Raw genomic sequence first — 22,676 nt, 5'->3', positions numbered from 1 at the left:
GTATCTATGTCTCAGCCGCCACCCACTGCGCCTACGATCTCCAGCTTGTCACCGGCCTTGAGCGCGGTCGCCTGAAAAGCGCTGCGCGGCACGATATCACCGTTGAGTTCGATGGCCAGACGTTTACCCTGCAAGCCCAACAGGGTCACCAAGGCCTCGACAGTGAGGCTGCTGTGGTCAAAATCTCTGGAATTGCCGTTGATCAACAAATGCATCGGGTGAACGGGAGCTTAAGCTGTAAAAGCACCATTTTACGTAGGTTCAAGCACTTTTAGCAAACCAGCCGCCACCTGAACGCAGGGGTGAGCAGGCTTGGAACAAGTTTGCACAGGCTGGCGTTCGCCACGTAAAATGGGCAGCGCTGCGGGTGTAGTTCAATGGTAGAACGCCAGCTTCCCAAGCTTGATACGCGGGTTCGATTCCCGTCACCCGCTCCAGCCAGCCCTGAATGCAGACAGCAAGCCTGCGAGCGTTCAGAACTCCAGCATCTCAAAATCTTCCTTGCGCACGCCGCATTCCGGACAGGTCCAGTTCGGTGGCACGTCTTCCCAGCGCGTACCCGGGGGGATGCCGTCTTCAGGCCAGCCTTTTTCTTCTTCGTAGATCCAGCCGCATACATTACAGATCCAGGTTTTCATCGCATACTGTCTTTCGTGATTATTCAGTCACATATTACGCTAAAATGATGGGCTGAATTCCATAAAACCGTGCAGGCACAACGCCTGTCCTAGCAGAACAAACAATGCCCCAGACCCCGAATCGCAGTCTTTCCAGCAACCCCATCCATCCTGACATGAACCCCATGCCTCCAGCCGTCATGACTTTTGCAGCCACCGACCCCACCAGTGGCGCCGGCATCCAGGCTGATATCCTGACGTTTGCCAGCATAGGCTGCCACCCGCTGTCCGTGATCACCGCATTGACCGTGCAGGACACGCTGGGCGTGGACAATGTGATGGTGTTCGATGCCGACTGGGTCAACGAGCAGGCGCGCATCGTGCTGGAAGACATGCAGGTCTCTGCCTTCAAGCTGGGCATGCTGGGCAGCGTGGAGAATATCGCGGTCATCGCCGAGATCATGGCGGATTATCCGGACATTCCCCTGCTGATCGACCCGGTGCTGTCTTCCGGGCGCGGCGATGAGCTGGCCAATGAGGAGATGCAGGCGGCCATGATAGACCTGCTGTTCCCGCAGGCCACGCTGATCACGCCCAACAGCCTGGAAGCACGCCGGCTGGCCTTCAACGACGATTACGATGACAACGAAGATGCTTCGCTGGATGACAGCGCCAAGCGCCTGCTGCAGATGGGCTGCGAGCACGTGCTGATCACCGGCACCCACGAGCGCAGCGCCGAGGTGGTGAACACCCTGTATGGCAGCAAGGGGCAGATCAAGTCTTTCCACTGGGAACGCCTGCCCGGCAGCTACCACGGCTCCGGTTGCACCCTGACCTCCGCCATCGCCGCCTGCATGGCGCATGGCCTGACCGTGGAAGAAGCCGTCGCGGAAGCTCAGGAATACACCTGGCAGACCCTGCGCCACGCGTTCCGTCCCGGCATGGGCCAGTACATCCCGGACCGCATGTTCTGGGCGCGCGACGAGGAAGACGAAAGTGAGCAGGGCTAAGCCCGTACTGCGCGGCCTGTACGCCGTCACGCCGGATCTGGACGACACCGCCTCCCTGTGCCGCATGGTGGAAGCCAGCCTGCGCGGCGGTGCGGCGCTGCTGCAATACCGCAACAAACTGGCCGATTCGCGCCTGCGCATCGCCCAGGCCAGCGCACTGTTGCCGCTGTGCCGTCAGTACAAGGTGCCATTGATCATCAATGACGACCTCAAGCTCTGCCTGGCACTGGATGCCGACGGCGTACACCTGGGTGCCAGTGACGGCGACCTGCAGGCAGCACGTGCCCGTCTGGCGCCGCATCAGCTGCTGGGTGCCTCCTGTTATGACCAGCTCGAACTGGCGAACTCGGCAGCGGGAGCGGGGGTCGATTACATCGCATTCGGCGCCTGTTTCAGCTCTGGTACCAAACCGCAGGCCGTGCAGGCCAGCCTGACCCTGTTCCAGACGGCCAGGCAAGCGGGCTTGCCGGACAGCGTCGCCATCGGTGGCATATCGCTAGAAAATGCAGCGCAGGCCATCGCGGCTGGCGCCAGTGCGATTGCCGTGATCGGCGCGCTCTGGAATAGTGCCGATATCGAGCACACTGCCCGACAATTCCATCAATTATTCACGCATCGAGCATCATGACCTCACGTAACCAGCAACTGTTCGAACAATCACAGCGCCTGATCCCGGGCGGCGTCAACTCGCCGGTGCGCGCTTTCCGCTCCGTAGGCGGCACACCCGTGTTCTTCAAACGCGGCAAAGGCTCGCGCCTGTGGGACGAAGACGGCAAGGAATACATAGACTACGTGGGTTCCTGGGGCCCGATGATCCTGGGACATGCACATCCTGAGGTGTTCGCTGCGGTGCAAAAAGCTGCCGAGAACAGCCTGTCGTTCGGCGCGCCGACCGCACTGGAACTGGAGATGGCCGAGCTGATCTCGACGCTGGTGCCCAGCATGGAACAGGTCCGGCTGGTCAGCTCCGGCACCGAAGCCACCATGAGCGCGATCCGCCTGGCACGTGGCTACACCGGCCGCAGCAAGATCCTCAAGTTCGAAGGCTGCTATCACGGTCATGCTGATTCCCTGCTGGTCAAGGCAGGTTCTGGCGCACTGACCTTCGGCCAACCCAGCTCCGCAGGTGTGCCACCCGAGCTGGCCGCGCACACGCTGACGCTGGCCTACAACGACAATGCCGCGGTCGAACAGCTGTTCGAGCAGATGGGCAGCGAGATCGCCTGCATCATCGTAGAGCCGGTGGTGGGCAACATGAACCTCATCGTGCCGCAGAACGACTTCCTGAATCTGTTGCGCGCACAGTGCACCAAGCATGGTGCAGTGCTGATCTTTGATGAAGTGATGACCGGCTTCCGTGTCGCACTCGGTGGCGCGCAAGCACTGTATGGCATCACACCTGACCTGACCACGCTGGGCAAGGTCATCGGTGGCGGCCTGCCGGTAGGTGCGTTTGGTGGCCGCCGCGACATCATGAATTGTCTGGCTCCACTGGGGCCGGTGTATCAGGCTGGCACCTTGTCCGGCAACCCGGTGGCGGTTTCGGCCGGCCTCGCCACACTGAAGCTGATCCAGACGCCCGATTTTCATGCACGCCTGAACCAGACCACGCACCAAATGGTGCAGGGGCTGGTGAATAGTGCACGCAATGCTGGCGTCACCTTCAGCGGCCAGAATGTGGGTGGCATGTTCGGCCTGTACTTCAGCGCCAGCTGCCCGGACAGCTTCGATGCGGTGATGCAGTCAGACAAGGAGGCGTTCAACCGCTTCTTCCACGCCATGCTGGAAGCAGGCATCTATCTTGCTCCATCCGCTTTCGAAGCAGGCTTTGTTTCTGCCGCACATACAGCAGAAGACATTGCCGCCACGATAGCGGCGGCTGACAATATCTTCGCGCACTGGTAAAGGCGGCCATGCCCCTCGTGTGCGCATGAATTTTGCTCTATGTGATTGAACTCATAATATTTTGACGGTAACATTGAAGGTTCGCTGAATAATCGCGGCCAAGCTGATTTTGGCCGTACAACGCGCAAATACCTTCGATTTGTGCGTGATTTAAGAAAAGAGAGCTTGAAAATCACAATCGACGGTTCGCCGTGCAAGCACCTTTGCGCAGCCACACCGCAGATTTTCGAGGATGTCTTGAAGTCGAGGGATGGATAGGGGCAAATAGTTTGGTAACGCAAGTCAATACGCCGATCAATGCGGCGCAAGTGAGTGAGACGCAAGCGCTGAACAAGCCAGAGAAACAGGGCCTGTATAACCCTGCCAATGAGCATGACGCCTGTGGCGTGGGTTTCATTGCCAACATCAAGGGCAAGAAGAGCCACGACATCGTGCGCAATGGCCTGCAGATCCTGGCCAACCTGACGCACCGTGGTGCCACCGGCTACGACCCCAAACTGGGTGACGGCGCCGGCATGCTGATCCAGATGCCCGATGCGTTCATGCGCAAGGAAGCGGCCAAGCTGGGCATCACCTTACCTGCAGTCGGCCAATACGCCGCCGGTACCGTGTTCCTGCCGCAATCCCAAAACGGACTGATCGCCTGTGAATCCGTGGTGGCCCGCATCATCCACGAAGAAAAGCAGACCCTGCTGGGCTGGCGCGACGTGCCGCGCGACAACCGCAATATCGCCAATGCCGCACGCGAAGTCGAGCCGGTGATGCGTCAGGTGATGATCGCCAGCACCGCCGCCAGCCAGGACGAGTTCGAGCGCAAGCTGTTCGTCATCCGCAAGCGCATCGAACATGCCGTGCGTGCACTGAAGCTGGAAGATGGCAACCAGTTCTATATCCCGTCGCTGTCCAGCCGTACCCTGGTTTATAAGGGCATGCTGCTCGCCAACGAAGTCGGCACCTATTATCTGGACCTGCAGGACGAGACCATGGTCTCCGCCCTTGCACTGGTGCACCAGCGCTTCTCCACCAACACCTTCCCGGCCTGGGAACTGGCGCACCCGTTCCGCATGATCGCGCACAATGGCGAGATCAATACCATGCAGGGCAACGTCAACTGGATGGCAGCGCGTCACGCCGCCATGCGCTCCGACCTGATCGGTGAAGATCTGGAAAAGGTCTGGCCGCTGATCGCCGATGGCCAATCCGACTCCGCCGCCTTCGATAACGCGCTGGAGCTGCTGGTGGCCGGTGGTTACTCGCTGCCACACGCCATGATGATGCTGATCCCGGAAGCCTGGTCTGATCCGCTCATGGATGAAGAGCGTCGCGCCTTCTACGAATACCATGCCGCACTGATGGAACCCTGGGACGGCCCGGCCGCCGTGGCCTTCACCGATGGCCGCATGATAGGCGCCACGCTGGACCGTAACGGTCTGCGTCCGGCACGTTATCTGGTCACCGATGACGACCACGTGATGATGGCCTCCGAAATGGGCGTGCTGACCTTCCCGCAGGAACGCATCATCAAGAAATGGCGTCTGCAGCCAGGCAAGATGCTGCTGATCGACATGGAACAAGGCCGCATCATCGACGATGCCGAAGTCAAGCAGCAACTGGCACAGGCCAAGCCATACAAGCAGTGGATCGAAAAATCCCGCTATTTCCTGGGCGACCTGCCCAAAGTGGACGGCAAGCTGGAGATGGCCGCCGACATGCTGGATATACAGCAAGCCTTCGGCTACACGCAGGAGGACATCAAGTTCATCCTGCAACCCATGATCACCAATGGTGAAGAGGGTGCCGGCTCCATGGGCAATGACAGCGCGCTGCCCGTGCTGTCCAACAAAGCCAAAACCCTGTACAGCTACTTCAAGCAGCTGTTCGCGCAGGTGACCAACCCGCCTATCGACCCGATCCGCGAAGAGCTGGTCATGTCGCTGGTGACCTTCATCGGCCCCAAACCCAACCTGCTTGGCATCAACGAGACCAATCCGCCGCTGCGACTGGAAGCCAGTCAGCCGGTATTGATGCTGGATGAACTGGACCAGTTGAAAGCCATCGACACGCTGACCCAGAACCGTTACCGCGCGCTGACGCTGGACATCACTTATCCAGTAAGCCTGGGCAATGCGGGCATGGCCAACGCCATCGAGGCGCTCAGCAAAGCGGCCTGCAAAGCCGTCAACGAAGGCTTCAATGTGCTGATCCTGTCTGACCGTCAGGTCAGCCAGAGTCGTATCGCCATTCCGGCCTTGCTGGCCTGTGCTGCGACCCACCAGACACTGGTGCATTCCGGCTTGCGCACCAACACCGGCCTGGTGATCGACACCGGCTCCGCACGCGAAGTGCATCACTTTGCATTGCTGGGCGGTTACGGTGCCGAAGCCGTGTGCCCATGGCTGGCCTTCGAGACCATCAACCAGATGGCCGCCAAGGATGGCAAAGACCCCAAGGAAGCCGCCAAGAAATTCGTCAAAGCCATCGGCAAGGGCCTGCACAAGGTGATGTCCAAGATGGGCATCTCCACTTACCAGTCTTACTGTGGCGCACAGATCTTCGAGGCCATCGGTCTCAACAGCGCCTTCGTGAAGCAATATTTCACCGGCACCGCCACCAACGTCGAAGGCATAGGCCTCAATGAAGTGGCCGAAGAAAGCCTGCGCCTGCATAACGCGGCCTTCAGTGACGACCCGGTACTGGCTGGTGCGCTGGACGCAGGCGGTGAATATGCCTTCCGCGTACGTGGCGAAGAACACATGTGGACCCCGGATTCCATCGCCAAGCTGCAACATGCGACGCGCACTGGTCAAACCGAGACCTACAAGGAATACGCCAAGCTCATCAACGACCAGACGCGCCGTCACATGACCTTGCGTGGCCTGTTCGAGATCAAGAACATAGGTGCGCCGGTACCGCTGGCGGAAGTGGAACCTGCCAAAGAGATCGTCAAGCGTTTCGCCACGGGTGCGATGTCGCTAGGCTCCATTTCCACCGAAGCACACGCCACGCTGGCCATCGCCATGAACCGTATCGGTGGTCGCTCCAATACCGGTGAAGGCGGTGAAGATCCCAAGCGCTTCATTCCGGTCGCCAAGGACACCACCATGTCTGCCGTGATCGGCAGTAGCCAGATCGAAGTGGATATTCCGCTCAAAGCGGGTGACTCCATGCGCTCCAGCATCAAGCAGGTAGCTTCCGGCCGCTTTGGTGTGACCGCGGAATACCTGGCTAACGCCGACCAGATCCAGATCAAGATGGCACAAGGTGCCAAGCCCGGTGAAGGCGGTCAACTGCCCGGCCACAAGGTCAGCCCATACATCGCGGAACTGCGTTTCTCGGTGCCCGGCGTAGGCCTGATCTCGCCGCCACCGCACCATGACATCTATTCGATCGAAGATCTGGCACAGCTGATCCACGACCTCAAGAACGCCAACCCCAAGGCTTCGGTCTCGGTCAAGCTGGTATCGGAAACCGGCATCGGCACCGTGGCGGCAGGCGTGGCCAAGGCCAAGTCCGACCACATCGTGGTGGCTGGTCATGACGGCGGCACCGGCGCATCGCCGATCTCCTCGGTCAAGCACGCTGGCACCCCCTGGGAGCTGGGGCTGGCTGAAACCCAACAGACGCTGGTGTTGAACCAGCTGCGCGGCCGTGTCGTGGTGCAGGTCGATGGTCAGATGAAGACCGGCCGCGATGTGGTCATAGGCGCACTGCTGGGCGCAGACGAATTCGGTTTCGCCACCGCACCGCTGGTGGTCGAAGGCTGCATCATGATGCGTAAATGCCACCTCAATACCTGTCCGGTCGGCGTTGCCACGCAGGACCCGGAACTGCGCAAGCGCTTCACCGGCCAGCCTGAGCATGTAGTCAATTACTTCTTCTTCGTCGCCGAAGAAGTGCGCGAACTGATGGCCGAGATGGGCATCCGCAAGTTCGACGACCTGATCGGCCGTGCCGATCTGCTGGACATGCAAGCCGGCATCGCGCACTGGAAGGCGCAGGGCCTGGATTTCAGCCGTATCTTCCATCAGCCCAAGGTCAGTGCAGCGGTCTCGCGTCGGCATAACGAAGATCAGGAACACGGTCTGGAACGCGCCCTCGACAACAGCTTGATCGCGAAAGCCAGCCAGGCGCTGGAAAGCGGTGAAAAAGTAGTCATCGAAACGCCTATCCTCAACACCAACCGTACGGTAGGCACCATGCTGTCGCACGAGATCGCGCGCCGCTATGGCCGTGCCGGTCTGCCGGACGACACCATCACGGTCAAACTCAGCGGCACCGCCGGCCAGAGTTTTGCCGCTTTCCTCACGCAAGGCATCAGCTTCGAGCTGACCGGTGAAGGTAACGACTACGTAGGCAAGGGCCTGTGTGGCGGTCGCATCGTGATCAAGCCGCCAGTGGCCTTCCGCGGCATACCAGAGCAGAACATCATCGCGGGTAACACCGTGATGTATGGCGCCACCAGTGGTGCCAGCTACCTGCGTGGCGTGGCCGGCGAGCGCTTCTGTGTACGTAACTCCGGCGCCTCTGCCGTGGTCGAAGGCGTGGGTGACCACGGCTGCGAATACATGACGGGCGGTACCGTGGTGGTGCTGGGCCTGACCGGGCGCAACTTCGCTGCTGGCATGTCGGGTGGCGTAGCTTATGTGTACGATGAAGACGGCATGTTCGCCAAGCGTTGCAATATGAGCATGGTCAGCCTGGAAAAGGTCGAATCTGCGGAAGCCAGCGTCGGTCAGGTGCAGCATCTGGGCCAGCCGGACGAAGTCACGCTGAAGACGCTGATCCAGCAGCACGCCGATTACAGCGGCAGTGACCGTGCCAAGATGATCCTGGCAGACTGGAACAATCAGCGCGCCAAGTTCGTCAAAGTCATGCCGAACGAGTACAAGCGTGCATTGACCGAAATGGCCGCTGCTGCACAAAAACAAGCGGCCTGAGTCGCAAGTTAAATATAGAGATTGATAAAACGCTATGGGTAAAGTGACCGGGTTTATGGAGTACGAGCGACTGTCAGAAGACTATCTGCCAGTCCCGGACCGTATCAAGAACTACAAGGAATTCGTGCTGCACCTGACCGACGATCAGGCCAAGCTGCAAGGTGCGCGTTGCATGGACTGCGGCATCCCGTTCTGCATGAGCGGCTGTCCCATCAACAACATCATTCCGGACTGGAATGATTTGGTGTATCAGCAGGACTGGCGCCGTGCCATCGACGTGCTGCATTCCACCAACAACTTCCCCGAATTCACCGGCCGTATCTGTCCGGCCCCATGCGAAGCCGCCTGTACGCTCAACATCAATGCGGATGCCGTGGGTATCAAGTCCATCGAACACGCCATCATCGACAAGGCTTGGGAGAACGACTGGGTAGTGCCTCAGCCACCCACGCACAAGACTGGTAAAAAGGTCGCTGTGGTCGGTTCCGGCCCGGCTGGCCTGGCTGCTGCACAGCAACTGGCCCGCGCCGGTCACGACGTGGTGGTACTGGAAAAAGAAAGCCGCATCGGTGGCCTGCTGCGTTACGGTATCCCTGACTTCAAGATGGAAAAGTCCCACATCGACCGCCGCATGGCGCAGATGCAAGCCGAAGGCGTGGAATTCCGCACCGGCCAGTACGTGGGCGAGAACGTCAGTGCCGATGCGGTGGTCAGCGAATACGACGCCGTGATCCTCGCGGGCGGTGCCGAGCATCCACGTGACCTGCCCGTGCCCGGCCGTGAGCTGGATGGCGTGATGTTCGCCATGGATTTCCTGACCCCGCAGAACAAGGTGGTGGCGGGTGACACCATCCCCAATCAGGTGATGGCCACCAACAAGCATGTGGTCGTGATCGGCGGCGGCGATACCGGTTCCGACTGTGTAGGCACCTCCAACCGTCATGGCGCCGTCTCCATCACCCAGTTCGAGCTGATGCCCCAGCCACCTGAAAAAGAGAACAAGGAACTGACCTGGCCGAACTGGCCACTCAAGATGCGCACCTCCAGTTCGCATGAAGAAGGCGCCAACCGTGACTGGTCTATCACCACCAAGGGCCTGATCGGCGAGCATGGCAAGGTCACCGCCCTGAAGGCCGCCAAGGTCGAGTGGAAAGACGGCAAGATGTCCGAAGTGCCGGGCTCCGAGTTCACCATCCCGGCCGATCTGGTGCTGCTGGCCATGGGTTTCGTCAGCCCGATCCAGAAAGTGCTGGACGCCTTCGGTGTCGAGAAAGACAACCGCGGCAACGCCAAGGCCAGCACCGATGGCGAAGGCTGCTACACCACCAGCAAAGCCAAGGTGTTCGCCGCTGGCGACATGCGCCGTGGCCAGTCACTGGTGGTTTGGGCGATTCGTGAAGGCCGTCAGTGCGCACGTGCCGTGGATGAGTTCCTGATGGGGTCTTCCGAGCTGCCTCGCTAAGGCCTGCTGGTTCGTAGCACAAACCGAAGTAGAATCATGGGGGATACCGCTGCGTATCCCCTAATTTTTTAAGTGAAGCCGATGACTGTCCTGCAAAACGATACCTTTCTGCGTGCCCTGATGCGCGAATCCACCGAATACACGCCGGTGTGGATGATGCGTCAGGCCGGGCGTTATCTGCCAGAGTACCGTGACAGCCGCAAACACGCTGGCAGCTTTCTGCAATTGTGCAAAAGCCCGAATTTCGCCACCGAAGTCACCTTGCAACCGCTGGACCGCTACCCGCTGCTGGATGCCTCCATCCTGTTCTCTGACATCCTCACCGTGCCGGATGCCATGGGCCTGGGCCTGTATTTTGAAGAGGGCGAAGGTCCCAAGTTCGAGCGCACACTGCGTGAAGAAGCCGACATCCTCAAACTTGCCGTCCCGGACATGGGCAGCCTGCAGTATGTGTTCGACGCCGTCAGCCAGATCCGCCGCACCATCAACGGCCGTGTGCCGCTGATCGGCTTCGCTGGCAGCCCATGGACACTGGCCACCTACATGGTGGAAGGCAAGGGCGGCACCGATTTCCTCACCATCAAGAAGATGGCGTATACACGACCGGACCTGCTGCACCGCATTCTGGACATCACCGCGCAAGCCGTCACCCAATACCTCAACGCGCAGATCGCCGCCGGTGCACAAGCGGTGATGGTATTCGACTCCTGGGGTGGTGCGCTGTCCCACAACGCTTACCGTGAGTTCTCGCTGCAATATCTGGAAAAGATCATGCATGGCCTGACGCGCGAACATGAAGGCCGCATCGTGCCACGCATCAGCTTCACCAAGGGTGGCGGCCTGTGGCTGGAAGCGCAGGCAGGCATAGGTGCGGATGCGCTGGGCCTGGACTGGGCCGTGGACATCGGCAGCGCACGCGCACGCGTCGGTGAGCAGGTGGCACTGCAGGGCAATCTGGACCCGGCCATCCTGCTATCCACACCGGCTGCCATCGAAAAAGAAGTCGCCAGCATCCTGGCCAGTTACGCTGCCGTGGACGGCAAAGGCCATGGCCATGTGTTCAACCTGGGGCACGGCATCACGCAGTGGACCCCCCCGGAAAACGCCGCCGCCATGCTGGCCGCGGTGCGCGCTTACAGTCTGCAATACCACGTCGCGTAATAGTGACTACCCATCCGGCGTTTCAGTGCAGACTAACCTTCAGGTTAGGTCGGAGCTAAAACGCCGCCGCCATGCTGGCTGCGGTGCGGGCCTACAGTCTGCAGTACCACATCGCGTAATAGTGACTACCCATCCGGCGTTTCAGTGCAGACTAACCTTCAGGTTAAGTCGGAGCTAAAACGCCGCCGCCATGCTGGCCGCGGTGCGGGCCTACAGTCTCCAGTACCACATCGCGTAATAGTGACTACCCATCCGGCGTTTCAGTGCAGACTAACCTTCAGGTTAGGTCGGAGCTAAAACGCCGCCGCCATGCTGGCTGCGGTGCGCGCTTACCGTCGGCAGCGACAACTTTGCTTAACATTTCGTCTATCGGTGAATCCCTTGACCTGCATCAAGGCAAAAGCGGCCAGCAGCGCTAGCATGGATGGGAATTCAACTCATACAGACTGGAGCGCAGCATGCTCAAGGATCTACTCGGTAGTTTGTCCGGGGTGCTCAGCATCATCAGCATCGCACTGGTGATCGTGATGGGCGCTTATCTGACGGTAACGTTGATGAGGCTAAGCCGTGCGGAAGTGCCACGAAAATAGCCGCTGTTTTCAAGCGGCCTTGGCTTTCAACACCACAGGCTCCACCACTACGGTGTTACTGGTGTCCATGAACCAGACCTGATCGTCTTCGATATTGCATTGCAGCTGCATGCCACGCTGCACCATGGCAGCCAGCGCCTGTGTGCTTTCCTGCGGCAGATTGATCACGGTGAGGTTCTTCAAACGCGCGAACTGGGCGCTGTTCTGCGCGTACCACATCTCCGCCACACGCCCACCATAGCAATACACGATGACCTGATCGGCACGCCCGCAGGCTTTGCGAATGAGCTTTTCGTCGGGCAGGCCCACATCGATCCACCGTTCGATCACACCGGTCAGATCCTTCTGCCACAGATCCGCTTCTTCATCGTCGGTCATGCCCTGGCCAAACGTCAGGTATTCATGGGCGTGCAGGGCGAATGCCAGCAAGCGTACCATCAAGCGTTCGTCGGTCTCTGACGGGTGCTGCGACAAGGTGAGTGCATGCTCGTGGTAGTAATGCCGCTGCATATCGGCGATTTGCAGATTGACTTTGTAAACGGTGGATTTGATCGCCATGGTGGCAGCAAGGTCCTAAAAATATCAAAAGTGAGCCGGTAGCCGGGCAATCGGTTAGTCGGCTCAAAGGCAGCTAGAACTCCAATGGATCGACATCGACCGCCCAGCGCACCTTGGCATTGAGCGGATGCTCGCGCAACGCGGCCACTAGTGTACGCAACAAACACTGCAATGGTGCACGGCTGTCCGCCTGCATCAGCAATTGCCCGCGTTCCATGCCTTTCAAACGCTCCATCTGCGGACGTACCGGCTCATAACTCAGCACATCCGTGCCATGCGCATGCGCCCAATCCGCGGCATAGCGTAACAGGCCGGACACCAGCGCAAACTCGTTGGCCTCGGCCTTGAGCAGGGCCAGATACTGGTAAGGCGGGAACTGCGTGATCGCACGCTCCTGTAACAGCGCCTGCGCATAAGCCGCGTAATCCTGGCTACGCAGCGCGTTGAACAAGGCATGCTCCGGAAAGGCGGTCTGGATCAGCACTTCACCCGGTTTATCGGCACGTCCGGCACGGCCCGCCACCTGCATCAACTGCGCGAACAAACGCTCGGCAGCACGGAAATCCGGGCTGAACAGCGCGCTGTCCGTGTCGATCACGCCCACCAGCGTGAGCTTGGGAAAGTCATGCCCCTTGGCCAGCATCTGGGTGCCCACCAGAATATCCACTTCATCCGCATGCACCGCCGCGATCATGTCTGTGAGTGCGTCTTTACGCCGTGTGCTGTCTCTGTCCACGCGCAGGATGCGTGCCTGCGGCAGCAGCGCCGCCAGCGTCTGTTCCAGGCGCTGCGTGCCGTGACCGGTGGCATGCAGGTCGGCGTTGCCACAACTGGGACACTGCCGGACGATCTTTTCTTCATGCCCACAGTGATGGCAACGCAAGCGCCCCTGACGCAGGTGCACCACCAGCCGGCTGCTGCAGCGTGTGCACGGCGCTATCCACTGACAGGCGCCACACAGCAGCACCGGGGCGTAGCCACGCCGGTTGATGAACAACAGGCTCTGTTCGCCACGTGCCAGACGGGTACGCATGGCCTCTATCAAGGCGGGCGACAGGCCGTCCTGCAATGGCTGTTTGGTGACGTCGATGCAGCGGATCTGCGGCAAGGCCGCTGCGGCCACGGCACGCTGTCCCAGGCTGAGCAAACCGTATTTGCCGGTTTGAGCGTTGTGCCAGGTCTCCAGCGCAGGCGTGGCCGAACCCAGTACGATGGGAACACCGGCGCGTTGCGCGCGCACCAGCGCCACATCGCGTGCGTGATAGCGCATGCCGTCCTGCTGTTTATAGGAACCGTCGTGCTCCTCATCCACGATCACCAGCCTCAGGTGGGGCATGGGCGTGAACACGGATAAACGGGTGCCGATGACGATGCGCGCCTGACCTGATTGCGCCAGACGCCAGTTCTGCAGGCGTTCACTTTCGCCCAGATTGCTGTGCAAGGACACCAGCGGGAATTGCGGCAATCGGCTACGGAAACGCGCTTCCAGCTGCGGCGTCAGGTTGATCTCGGGTACCAGCACCAGTGCCTGCCCTGGCTTATCCGCCAGCTGCTGTTCGATGAGACGCATATACACTTCGGTTTTGCCGCTGCCGGTGATGCCGTGCAGCAGAAAAGGCGCGAACTCCTTGGCCTTCGCCAGGATACGCGTCACTGCTTCGGCCTGGTCAGGGTTGAGTATGGGCGGCATCAGCGTACTTGGGCTGGCAAGGCTGAGCCCGGCGATGACTTCGTGCGCGGTCAGCCAGCCCATCTGCTGCAGCGCGTTCACGGCCTTGCGCCAGCTCGGCGAGAGGGCCGCCAGTGCAGCTTCGCTCATGCCGGAACCATGCTGCCCGACCTGTTGCAGCAAGGCCGAGTAAAGGCGGCGCTGTATCGCCTGGCGCTTGGGGATGGCGTCCAGCCCGGCGGCAAGGCCGAGTTCGTTTAGCGCGTACAGGTACTGCTTGCGGCTGACGGCAGCCTGGGTCTGACGCAGGCGCGTAGGCAAGGCCGACAGCAAGGCCTGACCATAAGGGTAGTGGTAATAATCTGCGCAGAACTTGAGCAAAGCCAGCGTATCCGCATCCAGCAGCGGTTCGTGCTGCAGCACTTGCGTGATGGTTTTGAGCCTGGCGGGATCGAATGCGCTGTCTGCGCTGTGTCCGAGTACGATGCCGACCTGCTGACGCCGACCGAACGGCACTACCACGCGCTGCCCCACTTGCGTGGGGATCTCGCCAGCACAATAGTCAAATTGACGGTCTAGTGGGACATCCAGGGCGACCTGGACAAACGGTGCGGTCATCTCAATACGCTACTGCTGCGTTACAGGTTGATCGATAAACCTCAGCGCGTGGGTTAAAATATGTTTCTTTATCCATTGTTAGCCATCCTGTCTTGAAAGCACATCTTACCGAATTACTGACGCAGGCCGCAAAAAGCCTGTCACTGGACCTGACTGCGCAGAGCGTGCAGCTGGAACGTCCAAAAACAGCACAGCATGGCGACTTCTCCACCAACCTGGCGATGACGCTGGCCAAACCCTTGCGTCAGAACCCGCGTGCCATCGCCGAAGCGCTGATCCAGGCCTTGCCTGCGTCCAGCCAGGTGGCCAAGGTGGAGATCGCCGGTGCCGGCTTCATCAACTTTTTTCTGAGTGGTGAAGCACGTCATGCGGTGGTGCGTCAGATCCAGGCCGAGGGCAGCTGCTATGGCAGCAACAATCTGGGCAAGGGCCACAAAGTGCAGGTGGAGTTCGTTTCTGCCAACCCCACCGGGCCTTTGCATGTAGGTCATGGCCGTGGGGCGGCCGTCGGCGACTGTCTGGCGCGCCTGCTGGCCGCCAATGGCTGGGCGGTCACACGCGAATTCTATTACAACGATGCTGGTGCACAGATCGACAATCTCACCTTGTCGGTGCAGGCACGCTGTCAGGGCATCAGCCCGGACGATGCACGTTTTCCCGCCGATGGTTATCGCGGTGAATACATCGCCGATATCGCCCAAGCTTATCTGGCAGGGCAAACTGTCACGGCCGATGACATGGCGGTGACGGCCAGTGGCGATGTCCACGATGCCGAATCGATACGTCGCTTCGCCGTGGCCTACCTGCGCCACGAGCAGGACCTGGACCTGCGTGCGTTCCAGATCAAATTCGACGTGTTCTCGCTGGAATCCGCGCTATACAGCAGCGGCAAGGTCGAGCAGACCGTACAGGCCCTCATCAACAGCGGTCATACCTATGAGCTGGACGATGCCTTGTGGCTGAAGACTACCGCATTCGGTGACGACAAGGACCGTGTCATGCGCAAGAAGGAGGGGGGTTACACCTACTTCGTGCCGGATGTGGCCTACCACCTCGATAAATGGCAGCGCGGTTTCACGCGTGTCATCAACGAACAGGGCGCCGACCATCACAGCACCATCACGCGTGTGCGTGCCGGCCTGCAAGCGGTGGATGTCGGCATCCCGGCTGGCTGGCCGGACTATGTGCTGCATCAGATGGTGACCGTGATGCGCGGTGGCGAAGAGGTCAAACTGTCCAAACGTGCCGGCAGCTACGTCACCCTGCGTGACCTGATCGAAGAAGTGGGCTGTGACGCCACACGTTACTTCCTGGCCGCTCGTCGTGCCGATTCGCAGCTGGTGTTCGATATCGATCTGGCCCGCGCACAAACCAACGACAACCCGGTGTATTACATCCAGTATGCGCATGCGCGTATCTGCAGTGTATTGAGCCAATGGGGTGGAACATCCATGAGTTTGCACCAGGCCGACCTGACCCCGCTGACCAGTGCTTATGAGGCCGCTCTGCTGCAACGCCTGAGTGAATTCCCGGAAGTGGTGCAGAATGCGGCCAGCGAGCTGGCGCCGCACATGGTGGCCAACTACCTCAAGGATTTAGCCGCCGATCTGCACAGCTATTACAATGCAGAAAAATTCCTTATCGAGGATGAAGCGCTCAAGCTGGCCCGCATGGCACTGATCAGTGCCACACGCCAGGTTTTGGGCAACGGTCTGCATCTGTTGGGCGTCAGCGCACCAGAAAAAATGTAAACACCAACACCACGACCAGCACGCCCAAACCAACACTAGCAAAGACCATCGCCTTAGGCACCGAGGAAAATGAAGTGAGCCGAGATTACAAGCCCGTACAACGCCGCGCCAAACCCAGTGGTGGCAGCCCATTGATGACAGGTGTGCTACTTGGGGTGTTGCTGGGGGTCGGGCTCTCGCTGGGTGTAGCCCTCTACATCAAGGGCAGCGATATCGCCCTTGGCTTCAGAGCGCCCTCTGTGGCACCGCCTGTCTCCCCGCCAGCAAAGTCTCTCGAAACCGAGCCAGAGGCCAGCGAGGGCAGCGAAAAGCCCCGTTTTGATTTTTACACCATCCTGCCGGGCTCGGAAAAAGCCGTCAGCGAGCAGGAGATCCTCGAAGCTCAGCAAGCCCCTGCACCGCCTGTGGCAGAGAAAAAAGCAGTGAGCCTGTATCTGCAGGTTGGTGCTTACAAAACGGCCCAAGAAGCAGACAACATGAAAGCCAAGCTGGCCTTGCAGGGCATGGAAGTGGTGGTGCAGACCGCTGACATTCCGGGCAAAGGTATACTGCATCGCGTCAGACTGGGCCCGTACAACGACCTGGTGCAAGCCAATGAAGCGAAATCTGAACTGGAACGGAACGGTTTCAGCGCGAATATAATCAAAGTTGATGCAAACTAACCCTGACTTAAGGACAAAATGATGATGAGAAACATACTGGCGGGCCTGTTGCTGATCCTGAGCAGCCACGTGATGGCTGGCGGTGTCAGCAATAACCAGTTCAAGCCTACCATGGAGAACATCCCGGCCTTGAACGCCAGCAAGATCGAAGTGATCGAGTTGTTCTGGTATGGCTGCCCGCACTGCTATCAGCTGGAGCCCACGCTGGAAGCCTGGGTCAAGAAACTGCCGGCTGACGTGAGCTTCCGCCGCGTGCCCGGCATCCCGCGTGCTGACTGGGAACCGATGGCCAGAACCTACTACGCCATGGAAGCACTCAAACTGACCGACAAGCTGCACGGCAAGCTGTTCGAAGCCATCCACAAGCAAAAAGCCTTTGACCCACGCGACAAGAACGCGGCCATCGCCTGGCTCACCAAGGAAAGCGGTCTGGACACCAAGAAAGTAGAGGGCGCTTACAACTCCTTCTCCAATAACACCGAGATCAGCAAAGCCCTGAAGATCTTCCGCTCCTCAGGCGCCACTGGTGTACCGTCACTCATCATCGATGGCAAGTACGTCAGCTCCACCACCATCGCGGGCGGCAACCTGGAACTGATCGAAGTGGCCGACTACCTGATCGCCGAGACCCGCAAGGAACGCGCAGCAGGCAAATAGCAAACCCTGGCAACCTGAACTTACAAACAAAAGGCGAGCCCCCATGTCAGCGTCAGCAAGCAAAGTCTTCATCACCGGTGCATCCAGTGGTATCGGCCTGGCACTGGCGCGACATTACGCAAAGCAGGGTGCGCAGCTGGGCCTGGTGGCGCGCCGTCGTGAGCTGCTCAACAAGCTCGCTGCCGAGTTCCCGGGGCAATGCCAGGTGTATGTGGCCGATGTACGCGCTGCGGACGCCATGGCGACCGCGGCGGCCAGCTTCCTGCAACAATGCGGCACACCTGACATCGTGATCGCCAACGCGGGTGTCAGTCGCGGCACCCTCACCGAAGACCCCGCCGACATCGCTGCGTTTCGTGCTGTGATCGAGATCAATGTGCTGGGCCTGGTGCATACCTTCCACCCGTTCATCGCCGCCATGCGTGAGCGTGGTGATGGCCAGCTGGTCGGTATCGCCAGCGTGGCTGGCATACGCGGCTTGCCCGGTGCCGGTGCCTATAGCGCCTCCAAAGCCGCTGCCATCAATTACCTGGAAAGCCTGCGCGTCGAAATGGCGGGGAGTGGCATCGCGGTCACTACCATCGCACCCGGCTACATCCGCACCCCGATGACCGATGTGAACCAGCACCGCATGCCTTTCCTGATGGACGCGGATGTCGCCGCCCGCAAGTTCGCCGCTGCCATCGCCGCCAAACGGCGTTTTGTAGTGATCCCATGGCAGATGGGCATACTGGCACGCCTCATGCGCCTGATGCCGGCCGTACTGTGGGATTGGGGCTTGAAGAACGCACCACGCAAAGCCAGAATGAACTGGGACTGGCTTTAACATACTCAGGCTTCGCGCGCTGTACCAAGGAACCTGCCATGTCATCGATCACTGTTGAACATCAGCCAGATCCCGCCCGTTTACAGGCGCTGGGCGTGAAACACTGGCCCACCTGGTCCAAGGAAGTATCGGTGTTTTCTTGGACTTACACCGACCGCGAAACCGCCTATATCCTCGAAGGCGACGTGACCGTGACACCAGAAGGTGGTGTGCCGGTAAGTTTCGGTGCGGGCGATCTGGTCAGCTTCGCCGCAGGTTTGGTATGTCGCTGGGAGGTCAAGCAGCCGTTGCGCAAACATTATCGTTTCGGTTAATTCAGCCTGTTTTCAAGACCTTGCTGGCATGACAGGCCGAAATTCTCTAGAATAGCGGCTGGTGTGAAGTCAGCAGTACTCGCTTTCTCTTACCTCGTTGTTCGTTACGATCAACCCTCCCTATAAATCGGCATGCATGGGCTTACCCGTGCCTGCAACGAAAGGATTAGCACAAATGGCAAACGTATTCATCGATAACAATCCAACTCCTGAGCGCCTGGCTGAACTGGGTGTGTCCAAGTGGCCAACCTGGACCAAGGAAGTGTCCGTATTTCCGTTCGAATTCAACGCACGTGAAACCGCTTACATTCTGGAAGGCGAGTGCACGCTGACCCCAACCGACGGTAGCGCGGCGATCAACTTCAAGGCTGGCGATCTGCTGGTATTCCCGGCTGGTCTGGAAGTGACCTGGGAAGTGAAGAAGACCCTGAAGAAGCACTACAAGCACGGCTAAGTCGTCATTTGCTGTCTTCCGGCCAGGCTTGATATCTGCCCGGATGCAGTGCTGATACAAAAAAACTGCGGGGCTTGCGCCACCGCAGTTTTTTTACGTTTACATCCCGCTAAGCAAACCGCAATTGCGTTGATCCGCTTGTTTTGAACGATATGCTCAAGCTATCAGCTGGCGTGCAGCGGCGATGGCCAGTTTGACCTGACGTGGCGCAGTGCCGCCGATGTGGTCGCGGCTGGCCAGCGAGCCTTCCAGAGTCAGCACGGCATACACGTCGTCACTGATCTGCGCACTGAACTGCTGTAGTTCTGCCAATGGCAGATCGGACAGATCGCAACGCTTATCCACCGCATGGCGTACAGCCAGCGCGACCACTTCATGCGCATCGCGGAAGGGCATGCCCTTCTTGACCAGATAATCCGCCAAGTCGGTCGCCGTGGCGTAGCCCTCGAAGGCGGCCTGACGCATATTGGCCTTGTCCACCTTGATGCCGCGCAGCATGTCTGCGTAAATCTGCAAGGTCACCAGCAGCGTATCGGCGGTGTCGAACAGGGGTTCCTTGTCTTCCTGATTGTCCTTGTTGTAAGCCAGCGGCTGGCCCTTCATCAGAGTCAGCAAGGCCACCAGATGGCCGTTGACGCGGCCGGTCTTGCCACGCACCAGCTCGGGCACATCCGGGTTCTTCTTCTGCGGCATGATGCTGGAGCCGGTGCAGAACCGGTCCGCGATATCCACGAACGCGAAACGCGGGCTGGACCACAGGATCAGCTCTTCCGAAAAGCGCGACAGATGCGTCATGAGCAGCGCGGCCGCCGCCGTGAATTCAATAGCGAAGTCACGATCCGAAACGGCATCCAGCGAATTGCGGCATACCCCATCAAATCCCAGCGTGCGGGCCACCTGTTCACGGTCGATCGGATAACTGGTGCCCGCCAACGCCGCGGCACCCAGTGGCAGACGGTTGATGCGCTTGCGTGCATCGACGAAGCGTTCGGCATCGCGTTGCAGCATCTCGAAGTAGGCCAGCAGATGATGACCGAAGGTGACGGGCTGGGCGACCTGCAGGTGCGTGAAGCCTGGCATCACGGTATCGAAATGCTGTTCCGCCAGATCAAGAATGGAGGTCTGCAGACCACGGATGCCGGCCACCACCTCATCGCTGACGCTACGCAGCCACAGGCGCACATCGGTGGCCACCTGATCATTACGGGAGCGGCCGGTATGCAAGCGCTTACCAGCATCGCCTATCTTGTCAGTCAGACGCTTCTCGATGTTGAGATGCACGTCTTCCAGATCGAGCAGCCACTCGAACTGCCCGGCGCGGATCTCGGCCAGGATCTCGGCGAGGCCGGTCTCGATGGCGTTCACATCGGCCACACTGATGATGCCTTGCTGGCCCAGCATCTGGGCGTGAGCGAGCGAGCCCTGGATGTCGAATTCTGCCAGGCGTTTATCGAAGTCCACCGAGGCGGTGTAACGCTTGACCAGCTCGGCGACAGGTTCATGGAAACGGCCGGACCAACTCTTGGATTTATCTTGCATGTTTGTACTTTAGATGAGGCTAGGGTGGAAAAAGGCTTAAAAATAATGCGCTTAAGTATAAAGCACTCAAGTATAAAGTAATCAGGACATAATTTCCCCTGTGCTAAAATCGGTTTTCCGTTCATTTATGGCGAAATCGCCTGTTTCTCTTTGATTTCATGTCCGCTCATCCAGCCAAACTGATCATCGCCACACGCGAAAGCGCACTTGCCCTGTGGCAGGCCCATCATATCCAGGCACGTCTGCAGGCCTTGTATCCACAGACCCTGGTCGAGATCCTGGGCATGACCACCACCGGGGACCAGATCCTGGATTCCCCGCTGTCACGCATAGGCGGCAAAGGCCTGTTCGTGAAGGAGCTGGAACAGGCGCTGGCCGACGGTCGCGCCGATCTGGCCGTGCATTCCATGAAAGATGTACCCATGCACTTGCCGGAAGGCTTCATGCTGGCCGCCATCGGTGAGCGTGAAGACCCGCATGACGCTTTTGTCTCCAACGTGCACGCGCGTCTGGAAGATCTGCCGGAAGGCAGCATCGTCGGCACCTCCAGTCTGCGCCGCCAAAGCCAGCTGCAGGCCAAATTCCCGGGTTTGAAGATCGAGTCCCTGCGTGGCAACCTGCAAACGCGTCTGCGTAAACTGGATGAAGGCCAATATGCAGCCATCATCCTGGCCGCTGCCGGTTTGATGCGGCTAGGCCTGGAGGGCCGTATCCGTCAGCGTATCCCGACCGAATTAAGTATCCCGGCCGTCGGGCAAGGTGCGCTGGGCATCGAGATCAACGCCGCACGCACCGATCTGCTGGCTATCCTGGCACCGCTCAATCACCCGGATACCGCCGCCTGTGTGGAAGCCGAACGCGGCATGAGTCGCGCGCTGGCTGGCAGCTGCACGGTACCGTTGGGCGCTTATGCCGAGAAGCAGGGGGATCAATTGCACATGACCGGTTTTGTTGCCAGCGTGCATGGTCGCGAGATGCTGCGTGAAAGTCTCATCGCTGCCGCCGAGGCGCCTGAGCAAGCCGGTCAGGCACTGGCACAAAAGCTGATCGCACGCGGTGCCGACCGTATCCTCGCGGCACTGGCTGATGGCGCAGAACACTGAGCCTGGCCTGGGCGCCGGGCAGGCCCTGCAGGGACGCAGCATCGTCATCACGCGCCCGCCGGGGCAGGCCGGCAAACTCAGCGCACTGATCCGTGCACAAGGCGGTACGCCAGTGTTGCTACCCCTTATCGCCATCGCAGCGCTGCAAGATGATGAACCTCTAGATCAACAGCTGGGCCAACTCGACAAGCAGGACTGGCTGATCTTCATCAGTACCAATGCCGTTGAATATGGCATGCCCAAACTGTTGCAACACGGGCTGCCGCACGGGGTGCGTTTTGCCGCCATCGGCCCGCAGACCGCAGGCGCTTTACAGGCACATGGCATAGGCGATGTGCTCATCCCGCAAGGTCGTTTCGATAGCGAAGCGCTGCTGGCCTTACCGCAGATGCACGCCGTGGCAGGGCAGCAGGTGATGATAGTGCGTGGCGTAGGTGGGCGCGAAGTACTGGCCGAAACCCTGCGCGCACGTGGTGCCAACGTCTGTTTTGCCGAGTGCTACCGGCGTATAAACCCCCAAAAGGAGGATAACGCCCTCAAAAGCCTGTGGCAGAATGCACAGATGGATGCACTGGTAGTCACCAGCAGTGAAGCCATGCGGCATTTGCAGGCACTGGCGGGCCCTTGGCTCAAGGAAATACGCTTGTGCGTGAACCACGCGCGCATTGCAGAATCATTACCTGTTGACGCTCACGTTTTTGTAGCACAGGCACCGGGCGATGAGGCCATGCTGAATTGCCTGATCGCGGCCTTGCAAGACCGATGAGCTGCGTACACAGGAAAGGCAACCGTTTGTTTAGACCGCAGTGAACGCTCAACCTGATAAAGGCAAGATGACACAAG

20 protein-coding genes and 1 tRNA gene are annotated in these 22,676 nt (G+C 59.5%); 16 read left to right on the top strand and 5 right to left on the bottom strand.

Annotation, left to right across the window (positions count from 1 at the left end; genetic code table 11):
• Positions 1 to 11: 11 nt before the first annotated feature.
• The gene (gene thiS / locus ED236_RS04050; RefSeq protein WP_123236694.1) at positions 12 to 215 is read right to left on the bottom strand and encodes a sulfur carrier protein ThiS; all 204 of its coding nucleotides are present in this window, start codon (positions 213 to 215) and stop codon (positions 12 to 14) included.
• A 148-nt stretch (positions 216 to 363) separates the two neighbouring features.
• Between thiS and ED236_RS04045 the strand changes: the two genes are divergently transcribed.
• A tRNA-Gly gene (locus ED236_RS04045) sits at positions 364 to 437 on the top strand.
• A gap of 36 nt (positions 438 to 473) precedes the next feature.
• On the opposite strand, the gene ED236_RS04040 is transcribed toward ED236_RS04045, so the two are convergent.
• A complete protein-coding gene (locus ED236_RS04040; protein ID WP_123236693.1) occupies positions 474 to 638 on the bottom strand; it encodes a rubredoxin in 165 nt (54 codons plus the stop codon).
• A gap of 155 nt (positions 639 to 793) precedes the next feature.
• Here ED236_RS04040 and thiD point away from each other — a divergent pair, with 155 nt between their 5' ends.
• The 7 genes from thiD to ED236_RS04005 all read left to right on the top strand — a co-directional run bounded on the left by thiD (position 794) and on the right by ED236_RS04005 (position 11,682).
• A complete protein-coding gene (gene thiD, locus ED236_RS04035) occupies positions 794 to 1,627 on the top strand; it encodes a bifunctional hydroxymethylpyrimidine kinase/phosphomethylpyrimidine kinase (protein WP_123236692.1) in 834 nt (277 codons plus the stop codon).
• Positions 1,614 to 2,255: a thiamine phosphate synthase gene (gene thiE / locus ED236_RS04030; protein ID WP_123236691.1), complete on the top strand. Its 642-nt coding sequence runs from the start codon at positions 1,614 to 1,616 to the stop codon at positions 2,253 to 2,255. The genes thiD and thiE overlap by 14 nt, the downstream gene beginning before the upstream one ends.
• Entirely contained in the window at positions 2,252 to 3,532 is a 1,281-nt protein-coding gene (hemL, locus tag ED236_RS04025) for a glutamate-1-semialdehyde 2,1-aminomutase (protein WP_123236690.1), read from the top strand. Before thiE ends, hemL begins: the two co-directional genes overlap by 4 nt.
• A 308-nt stretch (positions 3,533 to 3,840) precedes the next feature.
• Positions 3,841 to 8,469, top strand: a complete 4,629-nt coding sequence (gene gltB / locus ED236_RS04020; protein WP_193726065.1) for a glutamate synthase large subunit — start codon at positions 3,841 to 3,843, stop codon at positions 8,467 to 8,469.
• A gap of 34 nt (positions 8,470 to 8,503) precedes the next feature.
• Positions 8,504 to 9,931, top strand: coding sequence for a glutamate synthase subunit beta (locus tag ED236_RS04015; RefSeq protein ID WP_123236688.1), 1,428 nt, complete (start codon positions 8,504 to 8,506; stop codon positions 9,929 to 9,931).
• A gap of 81 nt (positions 9,932 to 10,012) precedes the next feature.
• Entirely contained in the window at positions 10,013 to 11,092 is a 1,080-nt protein-coding gene (gene hemE, locus ED236_RS04010; RefSeq protein WP_123236687.1) for a uroporphyrinogen decarboxylase, read from the top strand.
• Between the two features lie 458 nt (positions 11,093 to 11,550).
• Positions 11,551 to 11,682 carry a DUF3149 domain-containing protein gene (locus tag ED236_RS04005; protein ID WP_123236686.1) on the top strand — a complete coding sequence of 44 codons (132 nt, stop codon included), beginning with the start codon at positions 11,551 to 11,553 and terminating at the stop codon, positions 11,680 to 11,682.
• 9 nt (positions 11,683 to 11,691) lie between these two features.
• Here ED236_RS04005 and ED236_RS04000 read toward each other — a convergent pair whose 3' ends face one another.
• Both ED236_RS04000 and ED236_RS03995 read right to left on the bottom strand, forming a co-directional pair.
• On the bottom strand, positions 11,692 to 12,240 hold the full coding sequence (locus ED236_RS04000) for a YaeQ family protein (RefSeq protein WP_123236685.1): 549 nt from the start codon (positions 12,238 to 12,240) through the stop codon (positions 11,692 to 11,694).
• Between the two features lie 73 nt (positions 12,241 to 12,313).
• Complete coding sequence (locus tag ED236_RS03995) at positions 12,314 to 14,527, bottom strand: primosomal protein N' (protein ID WP_123236684.1); 2,214 nt, start codon at positions 14,525 to 14,527, stop codon at positions 12,314 to 12,316.
• Between the two features lie 92 nt (positions 14,528 to 14,619).
• Between ED236_RS03995 and argS the strand changes: the two genes are divergently transcribed.
• The 6 genes from argS to ED236_RS03965 all read left to right on the top strand — a co-directional run bounded on the left by argS (position 14,620) and on the right by ED236_RS03965 (position 19,191).
• A complete protein-coding gene (gene argS, locus ED236_RS03990; protein ID WP_123236683.1) occupies positions 14,620 to 16,278 on the top strand; it encodes an arginine--tRNA ligase in 1,659 nt (552 codons plus the stop codon).
• Between the two features lie 74 nt (positions 16,279 to 16,352).
• Positions 16,353 to 16,940 (top strand): SPOR domain-containing protein, encoded by a 588-nt coding sequence (locus ED236_RS03985; RefSeq protein ID WP_123236682.1) that lies wholly within the window; start codon positions 16,353 to 16,355, stop codon positions 16,938 to 16,940.
• Positions 16,941 to 16,961: 21 nt separating this feature from the next.
• Positions 16,962 to 17,597: a thiol:disulfide interchange protein DsbA/DsbL gene (locus ED236_RS03980; RefSeq protein WP_338053148.1), complete on the top strand. Its 636-nt coding sequence runs from the start codon at positions 16,962 to 16,964 to the stop codon at positions 17,595 to 17,597.
• 43 nt (positions 17,598 to 17,640) lie between these two features.
• On the top strand, positions 17,641 to 18,423 hold the full coding sequence (locus ED236_RS03975) for an SDR family oxidoreductase (RefSeq protein ID WP_123236681.1): 783 nt from the start codon (positions 17,641 to 17,643) through the stop codon (positions 18,421 to 18,423).
• A 38-nt stretch (positions 18,424 to 18,461) separates the two neighbouring features.
• Positions 18,462 to 18,737, top strand: a complete 276-nt coding sequence (locus ED236_RS03970; protein WP_123236680.1) for a cupin domain-containing protein — start codon at positions 18,462 to 18,464, stop codon at positions 18,735 to 18,737.
• Between the two features lie 175 nt (positions 18,738 to 18,912).
• A complete protein-coding gene (locus tag ED236_RS03965) occupies positions 18,913 to 19,191 on the top strand; it encodes a cupin domain-containing protein (protein WP_123236679.1) in 279 nt (92 codons plus the stop codon).
• Positions 19,192 to 19,347: 156 nt separating this feature from the next.
• On the opposite strand, the gene argH is transcribed toward ED236_RS03965, so the two are convergent.
• Positions 19,348 to 20,730, bottom strand: coding sequence for an argininosuccinate lyase (gene argH / locus ED236_RS03960; RefSeq protein ID WP_123236678.1), 1,383 nt, complete (start codon positions 20,728 to 20,730; stop codon positions 19,348 to 19,350).
• Between the two features lie 158 nt (positions 20,731 to 20,888).
• Between argH and hemC the strand changes: the two genes are divergently transcribed.
• On the top strand, positions 20,889 to 21,833 hold the full coding sequence (gene hemC, locus ED236_RS03955; RefSeq protein WP_123236677.1) for a hydroxymethylbilane synthase: 945 nt from the start codon (positions 20,889 to 20,891) through the stop codon (positions 21,831 to 21,833).
• Positions 21,817 to 22,599, top strand: coding sequence for a uroporphyrinogen-III synthase (locus tag ED236_RS03950; protein ID WP_123236676.1), 783 nt, complete (start codon positions 21,817 to 21,819; stop codon positions 22,597 to 22,599). Before hemC ends, ED236_RS03950 begins: the two co-directional genes overlap by 17 nt.
• Positions 22,600 to 22,676 lie beyond the last annotated feature (77 nt).

Source organism: Pseudomethylobacillus aquaticus, from assembly GCF_003730115.1.
GTDB classification, from domain to species: domain Bacteria; phylum Pseudomonadota; class Gammaproteobacteria; order Burkholderiales; family Methylophilaceae; genus Pseudomethylobacillus; species Pseudomethylobacillus aquaticus.
The sequence above is the reverse complement of the archived record's forward strand: the minus strand, read 5'-3'. Positions and strand labels throughout refer to the sequence as shown.